General features: G+C 71.6%; 15 protein-coding genes and 1 pseudogene. 9 read left to right on the top strand and 7 right to left on the bottom strand.

What is annotated here, in order from left to right; translation table 11 throughout:
- Positions 1-32: 32 nt before the first annotated feature.
- From ABD437_RS02745 to ABD437_RS02735, 4 genes and pseudogenes are all read left to right on the top strand, one after another.
- Entirely contained in the window at positions 33-3,089 is a 3,057-nt protein-coding gene (locus ABD437_RS02745; RefSeq protein WP_344647117.1) for a SpoIIE family protein phosphatase, read from the top strand.
- Positions 3,082-3,486: a response regulator gene (locus tag ABD437_RS02740; protein WP_344647116.1), complete on the top strand. Its 405-nt coding sequence runs from the start codon at positions 3,082-3,084 to the stop codon at positions 3,484-3,486. Before ABD437_RS02745 ends, ABD437_RS02740 begins: the two co-directional genes overlap by 8 nt.
- A gap of 325 nt (positions 3,487-3,811) precedes the next feature.
- Positions 3,812-3,952, top strand: a pseudogene (locus tag ABD437_RS42955) (CBS domain-containing protein); the annotation flags it as partial.
- 40 nt (positions 3,953-3,992) lie between these two features.
- Positions 3,993-4,124: a hypothetical protein gene (locus tag ABD437_RS02735; protein ID WP_344647115.1), complete on the top strand. Its 132-nt coding sequence runs from the start codon at positions 3,993-3,995 to the stop codon at positions 4,122-4,124.
- A gap of 9 nt (positions 4,125-4,133) precedes the next feature.
- On the opposite strand, the gene ABD437_RS02730 is transcribed toward ABD437_RS02735, so the two are convergent.
- Both ABD437_RS02730 and ABD437_RS02725 read right to left on the bottom strand, forming a co-directional pair.
- The gene (locus tag ABD437_RS02730; protein WP_344647114.1) at positions 4,134-6,761 is read right to left on the bottom strand and encodes a cation-translocating P-type ATPase; all 2,628 of its coding nucleotides are present in this window, start codon (positions 6,759-6,761) and stop codon (positions 4,134-4,136) included.
- A 226-nt stretch (positions 6,762-6,987) separates the two neighbouring features.
- The gene (locus ABD437_RS02725; protein ID WP_344647113.1) at positions 6,988-7,461 is read right to left on the bottom strand and encodes a hypothetical protein; all 474 of its coding nucleotides are present in this window, start codon (positions 7,459-7,461) and stop codon (positions 6,988-6,990) included.
- Between the two features lie 13 nt (positions 7,462-7,474).
- Between ABD437_RS02725 and ABD437_RS02720 the strand changes: the two genes are divergently transcribed.
- Positions 7,475-7,693 carry a BON domain-containing protein gene (locus ABD437_RS02720; protein ID WP_344647112.1) on the top strand — a complete coding sequence of 73 codons (219 nt, stop codon included), beginning with the start codon at positions 7,475-7,477 and terminating at the stop codon, positions 7,691-7,693.
- Here ABD437_RS02720 and ABD437_RS02715 read toward each other — a convergent pair.
- A complete protein-coding gene (locus ABD437_RS02715; RefSeq protein WP_344647111.1) occupies positions 7,665-7,994 on the bottom strand; it encodes a GNAT family N-acetyltransferase in 330 nt (109 codons plus the stop codon). The genes ABD437_RS02720 and ABD437_RS02715 overlap by 29 nt on opposite strands.
- A 5-nt stretch (positions 7,995-7,999) precedes the next feature.
- Positions 8,000-8,230, bottom strand: coding sequence for a hypothetical protein (locus ABD437_RS02710; protein ID WP_344647110.1), 231 nt, complete (start codon positions 8,228-8,230; stop codon positions 8,000-8,002).
- Between the two features lie 199 nt (positions 8,231-8,429).
- On the opposite strand from ABD437_RS02710, the gene ABD437_RS02705 reads away from it, so the two are divergent.
- From ABD437_RS02705 to ABD437_RS02690, 4 genes are all read left to right on the top strand, one after another.
- On the top strand, positions 8,430-8,774 hold the full coding sequence (locus ABD437_RS02705) for a hypothetical protein (RefSeq protein ID WP_344647109.1): 345 nt from the start codon (positions 8,430-8,432) through the stop codon (positions 8,772-8,774).
- Positions 8,775-8,842: 68 nt separating this feature from the next.
- Positions 8,843-9,733 (top strand): universal stress protein, encoded by an 891-nt coding sequence (locus ABD437_RS02700; RefSeq protein ID WP_344647108.1) that lies wholly within the window; start codon positions 8,843-8,845, stop codon positions 9,731-9,733.
- A gap of 18 nt (positions 9,734-9,751) precedes the next feature.
- A complete protein-coding gene (locus ABD437_RS02695) occupies positions 9,752-9,988 on the top strand; it encodes a CBS domain-containing protein (RefSeq protein ID WP_344647107.1) in 237 nt (78 codons plus the stop codon).
- Complete coding sequence (locus ABD437_RS02690; protein WP_344647106.1) at positions 9,985-10,791, top strand: universal stress protein; 807 nt, start codon at positions 9,985-9,987, stop codon at positions 10,789-10,791. The genes ABD437_RS02695 and ABD437_RS02690 overlap by 4 nt, the downstream gene beginning before the upstream one ends.
- 130 nt (positions 10,792-10,921) lie before the next feature.
- Here ABD437_RS02690 and ABD437_RS02685 read toward each other — a convergent pair whose 3' ends face one another.
- The 3 genes from ABD437_RS02685 to ABD437_RS02675 all read right to left on the bottom strand — a co-directional run bounded on the left by ABD437_RS02685 (position 10,922) and on the right by ABD437_RS02675 (position 13,011).
- Positions 10,922-11,446 (bottom strand): flavodoxin family protein, encoded by a 525-nt coding sequence (locus ABD437_RS02685; protein WP_344647105.1) that lies wholly within the window; start codon positions 11,444-11,446, stop codon positions 10,922-10,924.
- A gap of 19 nt (positions 11,447-11,465) precedes the next feature.
- Positions 11,466-12,167: a CBS domain-containing protein gene (locus ABD437_RS02680; RefSeq protein WP_344647104.1), complete on the bottom strand. Its 702-nt coding sequence runs from the start codon at positions 12,165-12,167 to the stop codon at positions 11,466-11,468.
- Between the two features lie 190 nt (positions 12,168-12,357).
- The gene (locus ABD437_RS02675) at positions 12,358-13,011 is read right to left on the bottom strand and encodes a CBS domain-containing protein (protein ID WP_344647103.1); all 654 of its coding nucleotides are present in this window, start codon (positions 13,009-13,011) and stop codon (positions 12,358-12,360) included.
- Positions 13,012-13,075 lie beyond the last annotated feature (64 nt).

The raw sequence follows: 13,075 nt of genomic DNA, 5'->3' as shown, positions 1-13,075 counted from the left end.
TCAACTGTCTCGTGCCGAATGGTGGTGAGCCTGTGACCGCTGGCGGGACCGTCACCGGTGAGAACGTCCAGGACTTGGTAACCCGCCTGCGCCTGCTGGCGGTCGCCTGCACCCAGGTGGAGTCGATCGACGACCTCATGGGGGTCGCGCTCGCGCAGAGCGCAGCCGGATGCGATGCCACCGGTGCCGTGCTGTTCCTTCGTCGCGGGGACGCACTGGTGAACGTCGGGTCATGTTGGTTGCCGGAAGCCACCGAACCGCGATGGGGTGAGTTGCGGCTCGAAGCGGACCTGCCACTCTGCGTAGCCGTTCGCACTCAACGCGCAGTCTGGGTCTCCACCGCGGCGGAGCGACGCCGCCGATTTCCCGCGCTGGCCGAGCGGTCACAAGGATTCGTCGCGACGGCGTCGCTACCGCTTCGCCGGGGCGACCACGTACTCGGTGTGCTCGGCGTCGCCTACCGAGGGCCGCACGAGTTCACCAGCGCTGAGCGGCTTTTCCTCGCGACGCTGGCTCAGCAGGTCGCCGAGGCTCTGGTCCGTCTCGCCGATGCCGGTCAGGCGTCCGAATGGCAGCTTTCCCTGCAGGAACCGACGCGGCGGGCCGTGATCGAGTCGTTGCGGCCAACTGCTCCCACGCGCCGCGCCCACGCGGATCGAATCACGGCGCTGGCCGGTCGGCTATGCGCTGCCCCCGTGGCGCAGCTCACCTTGCTCGGCGCTCAAGAAGTCGTGGTGAGCACTCACGGGTCGGCCGCATCCGTGCCCTCGCTGAAGCGGTCGCTGACCGATGTCGCCCTGCGTGAAGGCGCACCTCTGCGAATCTCCGACGCGACCCGGGACAAGCGGGTTGCTGCTCTTCCCGCAGTGACCAGCGGAGCGGTGCACGCCTACCTGGGTGTGCCCGTGCGACACGGGAACCTCGCGATCGGCACGCTCAGCGTTTCCGACACGAGGCCGAGGGAGTGGGGGGACGATCACGTCGATAGCCTCACGCTTCTCGCCGAGGTGGCCGTCGACGTACTGGCGGCCCCCGCCGCGAACGGAGACGCCGCCCCGAACCGGGGGTGGGCGCCTCGCCTCGTGGACTTCGTCGCGGACCTGGCTGCCTCGGATAACGCAACTCAGGTATTGCAGGCGCTGGTCACGGCTGCGGTCGACACCGGCGGCGTGGACTCGGCTGCGGCCGTGTACCGGTCACGGGCCGGCGCGGCGGCGCCCACGCACGCGTCGTCCGGCCCCCACCGCCGTCGGTGGCCCGTGGACGAGTCAGCGGCCCGAGCCGTGGAGCGAAGGCTGACAACGTCATCGGTCACCCGGTTGTGCGGAGCCGACGCCCTCCTGACGGCCTTCCCCGATCAACTGCCCGCGATCGAGGCATCTCAGGTCACCGATCTGATCGTCGTGTCTCTGCGTCGACAGGGTGAACAGGTAGGTGCACTCCTGGCCACCGTCAGCGACGTTCTGCCCTTGGACGGTGGAGCCGACCGTTTCCTCAGCCGCTTGGCGGCCCTGGCCGGCTCAGCGCTCACCCGGATCGTGGCTCAGCGGGAGCAAGTCGAAGCACGAGCGCGTCTCGCCTTCCTCGCCGAAGCGTCCCTGGTACTGGACGCCAATCTGGACGTCGACGAGACCCTGCACCGGCTGGCCCGTATGGCAGTGCCCCCGGTGGCCGATGCGTGCCTGGTTTACCTGCGCGGGAACGGCGGCCTCGAACTAGTGGCCGTCACTCACGTCGACGCGAGCATCGAAGCCGGCCTTCGCGCGCACGCCGTGCACTGCCCGGCGATCGCCGGGCACCTCGGCTCCGCGTTCGGTTCCACGGATTCCCAGCTCATCCCGGCGGGCTGCGACTGTGCCGCCGCGCCGGGGGTATGGCGCTACGGTGGCGGCCAAGTTGTTGCTCTGCGCGCGCGTGGACGCGTCCTGGGGGCGATGTGGCTGGCCTCCGAGCAGGAGCAGCGTATCGACGGGCTGTTCACGAGCAGCCTGGCGCAACGCGCGGCGCTGGCGTTGGACAACGCGTTGCTCTATCGCGAGCGTCGCCGCGCGGTCATCGCCCTGCAGAGCCGCCTCCTTCCGCCGCGGCTGCCGCGGCTGGTCGGATTCGATCTGGCCGCCTGGTACGAGGTAGCGGACGCGTCGCTGGACGTGGGCGGGGACTTCTATGACGTCGTGCCGGCAGCCGACGGCTCGTTCACCTTGGTGATCGGCGACGTCTGCGGTCGTGGAGCCGAAGCGGCCAGCATCACCGGTCTTGCCCGGCACACGCTCAGGGTTCTCCTCGAAGACGGGTGGGCGCCGGCGGCCGCGCTCTCGCGACTGAACAAGGCGCTCCTATCCGAGGCGGTGCCGCGTCGCTTCTGCACTGTCCTGCTCATCACGATGCTGCCGTCCGAAGCGGGCGTAGAGGCGACCATCGCCAGCGGCGGCCACCCACTTCCTCTTTTGCTACGCCGATCCGGCGAGGTGACCGAGGTCGGTCGGCCGGGCCACTTGCTCGGCGTCCTCCCCACGGTGCGCAACCGTGAAACGGACCTGAAGCTCGAGCCGGGCGACACGATCGTGCTGTACACCGATGGGGTCAGCGAAGCACGGGGAACAGACGGCATGTTCGAAGATCGGCTCCACGCCGAAGTTCGTGCCCGCGCAGGACTACCCCCCGGCGAACTCGTCGGAGGGCTTCGCCGTGCCGTGACCCGGTACCGGCAGTCCGGAGCGGACGACATGGCGATGCTGGCGATCCGGGTGCGCGGGCGTGAGCTGCTCCACGCCGATCTTCAGCTCGACGGCGATCCCGCCGCGCGCCTCGACGAGGCCTTGCGTGCCGCCCATCCGGATCCGACCGACGTGGATCAGACGCCCGGCCTGGACCGGCTGCTGCGGGCGTCCGGTCTGAACAACGGGTTCGTCGGGGGAGACGGGACGGCGGAGGTCGTCATCGAGGAACTACCGGATGCGATCCGGATCGAAGTGGTCGCCCCGGCCCGTGATGCGACACCGCTGGCACCGGCGGTCCCCCACATACTGGACGGAGGAGGGGTACACAGCAGCGTCGCCTGGGCAGAGGTACGGCATCGCGATGAGTGACGTTCTCGTGCTGGTCGAAGACAGCGAAGAAGACGTCGAAGCGGTGCGTCGGGCTCTGGGGAAATCCCACCCCGCGCTGATCGTGGAGTGGCTCCCCGACGGTGTCACGCTGCTGGCGCGGATGACCTCCGAGGCCGCACCACGACCGTTCCTGATTCTGCTGGACCTCAATCTTCCCGGCTTCGGCGGACACGCCGCGCTGACCGAGCTGCGGAATCGCGCATGCGACGCCGCAGTCGTCGTCTTTACCTCGTCCAGCAGTAGCCGTGACGTCGACGACGCGTATGCGGCGGGTGCAGACGGCTACCTGGTCAAGCCGGTGAGCTTCGAGCTGCTCCAACAGGCGCTTGAGCACACGGTCACCTACTGGCTGCAGCGGGGAGACCGAAGATGGTGAATCAGGCTCCCGGTTCCGCTGACCGTCGCGGTCGTAGATCTTGGCGTGGGCAGCCGCCAATGCGACGGCACTCCGCGAATGGTGGATGCCACCAGGACGATCATCCTGGGGAACTGGGGCGGGACTTCGGCTCTGCCGAGGAGGTCGCCACCGTCGTGGCCGACACGCCGCTCACGAAGGTGGCGAAGCCGCTGGGCCGCCGGCGGATCAGCGGCGTCCCGGTGCTCGACGGTGAGGAGCACGTCGTTGGTGTGTGACGATCAACGACCTGCTGCACACGACGACCGGACCCGAGGACGCGGCTGACGTGCGAGCGCGCGATCTGATGACCGCACCGGCGGTGACGATCGATCCCGACGCTTCTCCCCTGGAGGCCGCGGCGAGACTCGGGGACACCGGCGTCGGGCGGCTGCCCATCGTGGACCGCAGTGGTTCGCTGGTCGGTGTCCTCAGCCGGGGAGATTTGGTGGAGGTGTTCACCCGGCCCGGAACTGCTCACGATCAACGTGGCCGACCGGGTGGTGACCCTGCGCGGCCACCTGGAGCGACGGTCGCAGGTCGATCGGCTGGTCGAGCTGGTGCGCCGAGTCGACGTCGTCGACGAACTCAGCTACGGCCGGGCGGCTCGACGGCCGTGACCGCCTCGGTCAGCGGCGAGTGAGCCGACGCAGTGTTTCCTCGACGACCAGGACGCTTCCGGCCACCGCTCCGCAGATCGCCCACTGGGCCGCGGTCAAGGGCACCGTGCCGAACAGAGACTCCGCCCAGGGCAGGTGGACGAGCGCCAGCTGCGTGGCCAGCACGGTACCCAGCGCCACCCACAGCGCCGGGTTGCGCAGCTGGTCGCGGTGGAAGACGGTGCGCCGGCCGGCCCGGGCACTGACCACGTTGACCAGCTGGAACAGCACGAACGTCGTGAACGCCATGCTCATCGCGGTCGGCTCACCGAACGGCCCCCGCGCCAGCGCCAGCACGCCGAGCGTTCCCGCGGCCATCACCGCGCCGACCCGGACGACGTCGGTCAACCGGCCCCGGGAGAGGATCCGTTCGCCGACCGGGCGAGGCCGCCGCCGCATGACGTCGGAGCGGGCGGGGTCGACGCCGAGCGCCATCGCGGGCGGGCCGTCCATGATGATGTTGATCCAGAGCAACTGGAGCGCGGTCAGCGGAGCCGGCAGCCCGAGCAGCGGGGCGGCGAGCAGCGCCAGGATCGCGCCGATGTTGGTGGAGAGCTGGAACCGGACGAACGTCACGACGTTGTCGTAGATGGCCCGGCCCTGGCCGATGGCGCGCACGATCGTGGCGAAGTTGTCGTCGGTGAGCACCATCGCCGCGGCCTCCTTGGCCACGTCGGTGCCCGACCGACCCATCGCCACCCCGATGTGCGCGGCGTGCAGAGCGGGTGCGTCGTTGACCCCGTCGCCGGTCATCGCCACGATCTCACCGCGCGCCGCCAGGGCGCGGACGATCGCCACCTTGTGCTCGGGCGCGACCCGCGCGAACACGCCGACCCCGTCGACCTTCGCGATGAGCTGCTCCTCGGTGAGGCCGTCGAGCTCGGCGCCGGTGACGACGGCCCCGGTGATGCCCAGCTCGCGAGCGATCGCGGAGGCCGTGTCGGCGTGGTCGCCGGTGATCATCGTGACCGCGACGCCGGCTCGGCGGCACAGCTCGATGGCGTCCCGCGCCTCCGGGCGGGGCGGGTCCGCGATCCCCACGATCGAGACCAGCGTCAGGTCGTCGGGTAGCCCGTCGGGATGATCCACGACGGCCGTGGCGGCAGCGAGCACACGCAATCCGTCGTCCGCCATGTCGTGCGCGGCCGCGTGGAGCTCGCGTTCGACGATCGCGTCGAGCAGCCCCACGCCCGCGACGCGGGAGCAGCGCGGCAACAGGACCTCCAGCGCGCCCTTGGCGTAGACCCGGCTCCGGCCGTCCGGCTCCGGGTGGAACGTGACCATGTAGCGGGCGGCCGCGTCGAACGGCACCTCGCTGGTTCGGGGCACTGGTGCGTGCACCCCGGCTTTGGCGCCCAGCACCAGCAGCGCGGCTTCGGTCGGGTCGCCCACGATGCCGCCGCCGGGGAGGAGCCTGGCGTCGTTGCAGGCGACCATCGGCAGCAGGGCCGGGGTGAGGTCAGCGTCCGGGCCGCCGGTGATCGCGCCGGTCGGGGAGTAGCCTTCGCCGGTCACCCGGTAGCGGTGGCCGGCGAACCACATCGTGCGCGCGGTCATCTGGTTCGGAGTCAGCGTGCCGGTCTTGTCGGTGCAGATCACGGTGGCCGAGCCGAGTGCCTCCACCGACGCCAGCCGCCGGACGATGGCGCCGTGGCGAGCCATCCGGTGCACCCCCAGCGCCAGGGTCACCGCGAGCACGGCGGGCAGTCCTTCCGGCACGGCGGCGACGGCCAGGGCGACCGACCGCAAGGCCAGCTCCGACAGGCTCTCCCCACCGGCCAGCGTGAGTTCCACGACCAGGTAGACGGCCACCGCGACGCCGCCCAGCAGCGCGAGGCGTCGGCCGAGGCTGTCCAGCTGCACCTGCAGCGGGCTGGGCGGTTCCTGGCCGGTGCGCAGCTGCTGCGCGATGGCCCCGATCTGGGTGCGCATCCCGGTGCCGGTCACGACCATTTCCGCCCGGCCCCGCGTCAGCGCGGTGTTCATGAAGAGCACGTTGGTGCGCTCCGCGATCGGGACGGTCGTCTCCACGGCGGTGGTGGATTTGCTGACCGGGACCGACTCGCCGGTCAGCGCGGCTTCGTCGACGTCCACGGCCTCGGCGACCGTCAGCCGTCCGTCGGCCGGTACGCGGTCCCCGGCTTCGAGCAGGACGACGTCGCCGGGCACCACCTCGGCCGCGGGCACCACCCGGGTGCCACCCGCGCGGCGGACCCGGGTGGTGGCGACCAGCATCTGGCGCAGCGCTTCGAGGCTGTGCTCGGCCCGGCGCTCCTGGACGAAGCCGATCACCGCGTTGATCAGCAGGACGAGGAGGATCACGGCGGCTTCGCCGAGCTCACCGACGGCGGCGGCGAGGACCGCCGCGCCGAACAGGATCGCGAACAGCCAGCTGCGGAACTGGTCCAGGAAGCGCAGCCAGGGCGAGCGGTGCGTGGGTTCGGGGAGTTCGTTGGGGCCGTACCGGTCGAGCCGGGCGGCGGCCTCGTCGTCGCTCAGACCCCGCTCGGGCCGTACCTCGAACAGCGCGGCGACCTCGGTCGCCGTGCGGTCGTGTCCGTCGACGAGCTGCTGGTCGCGCGCGAGTGTCACGGTCACCGAGACCTTCCTCCCGCCGGTTCCGCGAACCGGCCTCTCGGGAAGGTCTCCCCGGAGCCTCGAACTCGGCGAGGCCCGTAGCGGCCGGGTCCCGATCGTCGGGACCGTGCTGACGGCCTGCCACCTGGCGGGTACTCCCCCTCATCACCAGCATCAACGGCAGTGTTCCCGGTCAATAGAGGCGAAGGGCCCTTCACGGCGTCAGATCGTGGTCAGGTTCGGCGGCCTACGGGCGCCCCGCTCTCGTCACCGCCCACCCCGCGGGCCAGGCGCCGGACGAGCGGAAGTCGTCTCGAACCAGAACGCGGACGCCGTCCGGCCTGGCCTCGGCCGTGGGGACAAGCTCCGCGACCGCATACCGCACCGCGCTGTCCAGCAGCGGCGCGAGGATCCGCTCCAGCCGGTCGGGGCCGACACCGGCGGTCACCGCCGGATCGGGCACGGGTCGACGCGGACCGGATCGGACGCCACTCCGGCCAACACGCTGATCGGATCTCACGACGGCCGACTGCCGGTCCAGCAACCCGTCGATCTCGCCGCGGGCGAGGCGGTCGGCCAGCACGGTCTCCGGTGGTCGTCCGGGTCGCTCGCGCCCGCTACCACGCACGAGTGCGACGACGACCAGGACGACGAGCGCCCCGAACGCCACCGTGCTCAGCGTCATGTCGTGAACGAGATCGAACGCACTTCGCGTGCTCATGCTCCCGCCCGGCATGGCCTCCGTCGAGGTCGCGGACGGTGTGGTCACCATCCGCGGCATGCTGGCGCGGGAACGCGAGACCGAGGTCGCGGGCGATCTCGTCCGCCGCGTCGACGGTCTGGTGGGCGTGGACAACAAGCTCACGTACCGGATGGACGACACCACGTACCGCGCGATGCGCGACGCCGACGCGCCGCGGGGCGTCACGACAGCTGGCCGAGATTCAGAGTGAACTCGGTGAGGCCGTTACGGATCACCTGCCGCCCGGCCGGGCCCGCGAGCGACTCGAGACGGGTGACCGGGGCGTTCTCGGACAGGCTGACCGACTGCACCCGACGGACGCCACGCTCGGCCGCGGCCTCGACGAGCAGCTCCACCAGCACCGTGGCGAGTCCGATGCGTCTCCAGCCCGGGTCCACCACCACGGCGAACTCCACGACGCCCGACTCGAGCGGCTCGTAGCGGCAGATACCGATGCCCCGGCCGCTGTCCGGGGCGAGCGCGACCAACGCGAAGCGACGGTGGTAGTCCACCGTCGTCAGGTGGCGCAGGACCCGTTCCGACGGACGCGGTGCGGCGCCGAGGAAGCGCCGATGAAGGGTGTCGGCATCGGCGTGCGGATCGCCTCGGCCAGAGCGGGCGCGTCGCCAGGAACGATCGGACGGATCGCCGCCGCGCGGCCGTCCGCCAACGTGACCCGGCGCTCGAACCCGGGCGGGTACCCGGCCGGTCGGCTGCTACTCACCGCCGGCGATCCGATCGGCTTCATCGTCGCCCTCCGAGCTCGTGTGCCGCGCACCCTATCGGTCGACGACACTGCATGTGGAGGCGTTGGTGGCCCCGCGACCCGCGGCGGCCGGCGATCGGTGCGCTGGTCGCCGGGGCCGACTACCCGGTGGTCGTGGCGCGGTCGGCGCGCTGGCCGAACCCCGAGGCTCCGATCGCGGTCGCTCTCGACGGATCGGATCGTGACGACGCGGTATCTCGCGTCCCGTTGTGTCTGCCCGCTGGTCGCGATTCACCTCAGCCCGGGGGGACCGGATCGGGTCACCGCCACGCGGGTCGCGACCCGACTGGCGCACCGGGAGCGGGCCCACGCCCGCGTGCCGGTGCGGTTCCGGGCGGCGGTCGGTCCGTCGGCGCCGATCCAGCTGAGAGCCGAGCGCAGGCCGGGCCTGCCCGTCGTGGCTCCACCGCGAGCCGACGGGGTCACGCGCGCGGTGACGCACGCCGCCGTGTGCCCCGTCCGGGTCGCGCGTCCCTCGATCATCCGGCCGGAGATGAGCGATCTGGCCGCCTCGGCCGCCCGCTGAGGGGACCTTCGACTCTGCCCGTGGTGCCCCGGCTCGGCGCACGCTCGAAGGAGAGGGAGGAGGCAGTCATGACCATCACTCCTGTCGTCACCGTCGGGATCGACGGTTCGGATTCCGCGCGCGCCGCCCTGGACTGGGCGATGGCGTACGCGCGGGCGCACGGCACGTCGTTGCGTCTCGTGAACGGCTTGGAGGTGCCCGAGCCGTCGCCCGCCTACGTGCCGTATCCGCTCGGGGACGTCCGGGACGCCGTCGAGAAGGAGGCTCGGCAGGCCCTGGAGACGGCGCTGGCCCGGGTACACGCGGCCGCGCCGGACATCGAGGTGACCACGTCGGTGGTGGCCCATCCGCCGGTGCCGGCGTTACTCGAAGCGTCGAAACACAGTGCGCTGCTGGTCGTCGGGTGCCACGGCTGGGGCGAGTTCGCCAGCCTCTTCCTCGGCTCGGTCTCCGCGTCGGTCACGGCGCACGCCTCGTGCTCGGTCGTCGTGGTCCGCGGAAGCGGTGCGGTCCGCACGGCCGCGCCGGTAGTCGTCGGGGTGCACGGGGGCGGCGGCGAGGACGCCACGCTGGAGACGGCGTTCGACGAGGCTGCGCGACGCCGGGTTCCGCTGGTGGCGGTGAGCGCGTGGAGCGACGTCACGCTGGAGAACGCGGCCGGCACCATCGTCGGGGCCTGGCCGACGTGGGACCGGCTCCGCACGGAAGCGGGCAACCGCCTCGAGACGACCCTGGGCCCGTGGCGGGCCAAATATCCGACGGTCCACGTCGGCACCGTCGTGGCTCGTGACCGTCCGGCGGCGGCCCTGCTCGACCAGGCGGTCGAAGCCCAGCTGCTGGTGGTGGGATCCCACGGACGCGGCGGTTTCCCCGGCATGCGTCTCGGCTCGGTTCCCCGGCGCCTCGTTCACCACGCGAGTTGCCCCGTTCTCGTCGTTCGTCACGCCCGGAACGACTGACCTGGCGAAGGAGGAGCCATGCGCGCTCGAGATCCGATGCCCACACCGGTGCGCACCGGGTACCGGTCGACCACGATCGCCGAGGCGGCCGCTCTGCTCACCCGCTCCGACATCACGGCCCTCCCGGTACTGGACGACGACGATCGTCCGGTCGGCATCGTCAGCCGGCATGATCTGCCGCGGACCCAGGTCCAGCGCGACGAGACGCTCGCGGCCGACGCACACGGCCGGCTCGACGCCACCAGTGTCCGATGATCGCCCACCGGAAGCCCGTCGTCGTGGGAGTCAGCCCGACCGACTCGGCCAACGACGTGGTGGCCTGGGGAGCGCGGGAGGCCCAGCTGCGGAGGCGGCCGCTCCGGCTCGTCCACGCGCACGAGTTCGCGCCGGGTAGCACGGCGTCGCCGGCCGCCGCACGGTTGGCCTACCGCGACGCGGCCGGATGGATGCGCGGGCAACGCGCGTACGCCGCCCGTCTGCTCCCCGACGGCGAGGTCGAGACCACGGTGCTCGACGGCTCCTGGGTCGAAGTGCTTCTCCAGCAGGCCCCGGACGCGGACATGCTCGTCGTGGGCAGCGGCGACGAGTGGCGGACCGACGGTCTCGCCATCGCGCGCGACGTTCAGCTCGTCGCTCACGCCGGGGTGCCGGTGATCGTCGTGCGCGGAGGCGGGCAACCGGGTGCGGCGGCCCGTCGGGTCGTCGTCGGCTGCGGCGACGGTGACCCACCGGACGTCCTGCTCGCCGCGGCCTTCGACGAGGCCGACCGGCGCGGAGCGGTCCTGATGGTCGTCCGCTCCCGGAGCACCGAGGACGTCCCGCGGGAAGCGGACGTCCTCGGTGGTTGGTATGCGAAGTATCCGCATGTCGCCGCGGGACTCCGGGTGTGCCACGAGCCGCCGGCGGCCGCGTTGGTCGACGCGTCGCGGGCGGCCGATCTGGTCATCGTCGGGAGCCGCGGAGCGGGAGGGTTCGCCGGACTGCGGCTGGGGTCGGTGACCGACGCGGTGCTGCGGCACGCCGCGTGCCCGGTGCTGGTCGTCCCGGTCGAACGGTGAGGGCACCACGAGGGGCCACCGCCCGACGGCGGTGGCCCCTCGCGCGGGTACGCCCAGACGAATCAACGGCATGCCCAGTGGGTCCGTGCGCCGGCCCGGGGGCCCCGGGTGGCCAACCGGCTCGTCGTGCTCACCGAGCCTCTCCCTCGCGCGTGCGATCCTGCAGCGATGCGGCCAGCCGTCGTCCCCAGGCCTTCGCGTGGTCGAGCTCGCCGTCGCGCAGCGGTCCGACGGTGTCGAGCACGAAGAAGTCCTCCGGTGGCGCCGCGCGTCGGTAGCCGTGACGTTCGAGCTGCCGGGCCGCCGCCTTGGCCGCCGAACCCGTGACGAACTTCTTCGGGATCCGGGTCGTGAACGCGGCCGCGGCGGTGCCCGGTAAGCACGGCGAGAGGTCGGCGAGCCACTCGCGGATGCCGCGGGCGCGGTGCGCCGCGCCCTGCTGCTCGGCCGCGTGACGGGTGTTGGGGCGGGACAGGCCGAACGCGTGCGTCGGGCCGCCGATCACCAGCAGGTCGACGCCCACGTGCGGAGCCGGCGGCGCGTCCGCGAGGTCCAGCACGGTGACGGGTCCGGCGGGCGCCAGCCCTTCCGCGACGGCGTCGGCCACGGTCCGGGTGTTGCCGAACATCGACTCGACGATCACCAGTGAGCGCATCATGATCTCCTGAGCTCTCTCAGAGGAAAGGACCGGACGGATAGCTGACCTGCTCCCGTAGCGCCCGGTAGCTGGTGTCGTCGTCCACGTAAGCCAGCGCGTCGACGACCTTCACGACGCCGTCGATGCGGCGGGCGAACTCGACCGCGATGCCGACGTCACTGCGGCGTCGCAACGTGCCGCTGAGCGTCACCACGCCGTCGGTGACCTCGGCGGTCACCTCCGCCGGGTGGAGCAGGACGCGGCCGAGCACCTCGGTCTCCACCTCGTCACGGATCGCGGTGTCGGACCGGACGAACAACCGGACGAGGTCACTGCGGCTGACGACGCCGAGGAGCTTGCCGGTGTCGTTGACGACCGGCAGCCGCTTGACGTTCCGCTTCTCCATCAGCTGCGCGGCCTGCACGACCGACGCGTCCGCGTCGATCGTGATCGCCGGTGTCGTCATCAGGTCGCGGGCGACCAGCCCTTCGGCCTTCGCGCGGTCCGTGCGGTGGCGACGCAGCAGCCGGGGCCACTCGTCGGGCTCGTCCTGGTAGGTGAGCTTGTGCAGCAGGTCGGACTCCGACACGACGCCGACGACGTCCGCCTCGTCGTTGAGCACCGGCATCGCGCTGATGCCGGCGAAGTCGAGCTGCTCGGCGATGCGCCTCACCGGCGTGCCCTGGTAGACGATCCGAACGGTGGCCGTCATGACGTCGGAGACCTTGCGGTGGCTCATGACACGCTCCTCTCTCTTCGCCTCCATGGTTCGCCGCTCACGCATCCGTCGGCAGGGGAGGAAGTCCCGGGTGCACCGGACCGAGGTCCACCGGGTCGCGCCGATCGTCGTCGACCAGGCGGCCGTCGGCACCGACGACGGCGCGGATGGTGACCCGGGGCCGCCGTGGCCCGTCCTCGCGTGGCGGCGTTCACATGCCGACGTAGACCGTGTCGTCGGTCCGGTGGCCGAGCTCGTTGTTGACGTGCACGACGCCGTCGACCCGCTTGACCAGGCCCGCCGCGACGGTCGTCTGGGTGAGGCGGTCGAGCGTCCCGCGCAGGGTCACGACTCCCTCGGTGACCTCCACGGCCAGGTCGGGGGCGTTAACGAGCAGCGCCTCGCCGAAGACCTCGTGCACGATCTCGTCGTGGATCTGCTGGTCCGGGCGCAGCAGGACGCCGACCAGGTCCCGGCGGGTGACGATGCCGACCAGCTCGCCGACGCCGTCCACCACCGGCAGGGTTTTCACGCCGTGCCGCTCCATCCGCTTCGCGGCCTCGACGATCGTCGCATCGGGGAGCACGGTCACCGCCGGCGACGTCATCAGATCGCGCGCGACCGAGGCCCGCGACTTGGCCTTCGCGTCGTGGTGCCGGCTGAGCAGCCGCGTCCATCCCTCGGTCTCGGCGTCGGCCAGATCGGCGTAGGTGATCTTGTGCAGCAGGTCCTGCTCGGAGACGACACCCACGACGGTGCGCTGCTCGTTCAGGACCGGCAGGGCGTTCACGTGCCGGGTGTCCAGGAGCTGGGCGATCACCTTCGCCGGGGTGTCGAGCCCGACGGTGACGACGTCGGTCGTCATGACCGTGCGAAGAGTTCGGTGTGACACGGTGCGCTCCGATCCCGCGCCGCAGCGCGTGCTGGGT

Source organism: Cryptosporangium japonicum (assembly GCF_039524755.1).
Classification (GTDB): domain Bacteria; phylum Actinomycetota; class Actinomycetes; order Mycobacteriales; family Cryptosporangiaceae; genus Cryptosporangium; species Cryptosporangium japonicum.
The sequence above is the reverse complement of the archived record's forward strand: the minus strand, read 5'-3'. Positions and strand labels throughout refer to the sequence as shown.

Bases quoted from the DNA above. Each gene is read 5' to 3' on its own strand.
- ABD437_RS02740 (WP_344647116.1), top strand. From the start codon at position 3,082: ATGAGTGACGTTCTCGTGCTGGTCGAAGACAGCGAAGAAGACGTCGAA.
- ABD437_RS02725 (WP_344647113.1), bottom strand. From the start codon at position 7,461: ATGAGCACGCGAAGTGCGTTCGATCTCGTTCACGACATGACGCTGAGC.
- ABD437_RS02720 (WP_344647112.1), top strand. From the start codon at position 7,475: ATGGCCTCCGTCGAGGTCGCGGACGGTGTGGTCACCATCCGCGGCATG.
- ABD437_RS02710 (WP_344647110.1), bottom strand. From the start codon at position 8,230: ATGAAGCCGATCGGATCGCCGGCGGTGAGTAGCAGCCGACCGGCCGGG.
- ABD437_RS02700 (WP_344647108.1), top strand. From the start codon at position 8,843: ATGACCATCACTCCTGTCGTCACCGTCGGGATCGACGGTTCGGATTCC.
- ABD437_RS02695 (WP_344647107.1), top strand. From the start codon at position 9,752: ATGCGCGCTCGAGATCCGATGCCCACACCGGTGCGCACCGGGTACCGG.
- ABD437_RS02690 (WP_344647106.1), top strand. From the start codon at position 9,985: ATGATCGCCCACCGGAAGCCCGTCGTCGTGGGAGTCAGCCCGACCGAC.
- ABD437_RS02685 (WP_344647105.1), bottom strand. From the start codon at position 11,446: ATGCGCTCACTGGTGATCGTCGAGTCGATGTTCGGCAACACCCGGACC.
- ABD437_RS02680 (WP_344647104.1), bottom strand. From the start codon at position 12,167: ATGAGCCACCGCAAGGTCTCCGACGTCATGACGGCCACCGTTCGGATC.
- ABD437_RS02675 (WP_344647103.1), bottom strand. From the start codon at position 13,011: ATGACGACCGACGTCGTCACCGTCGGGCTCGACACCCCGGCGAAGGTG.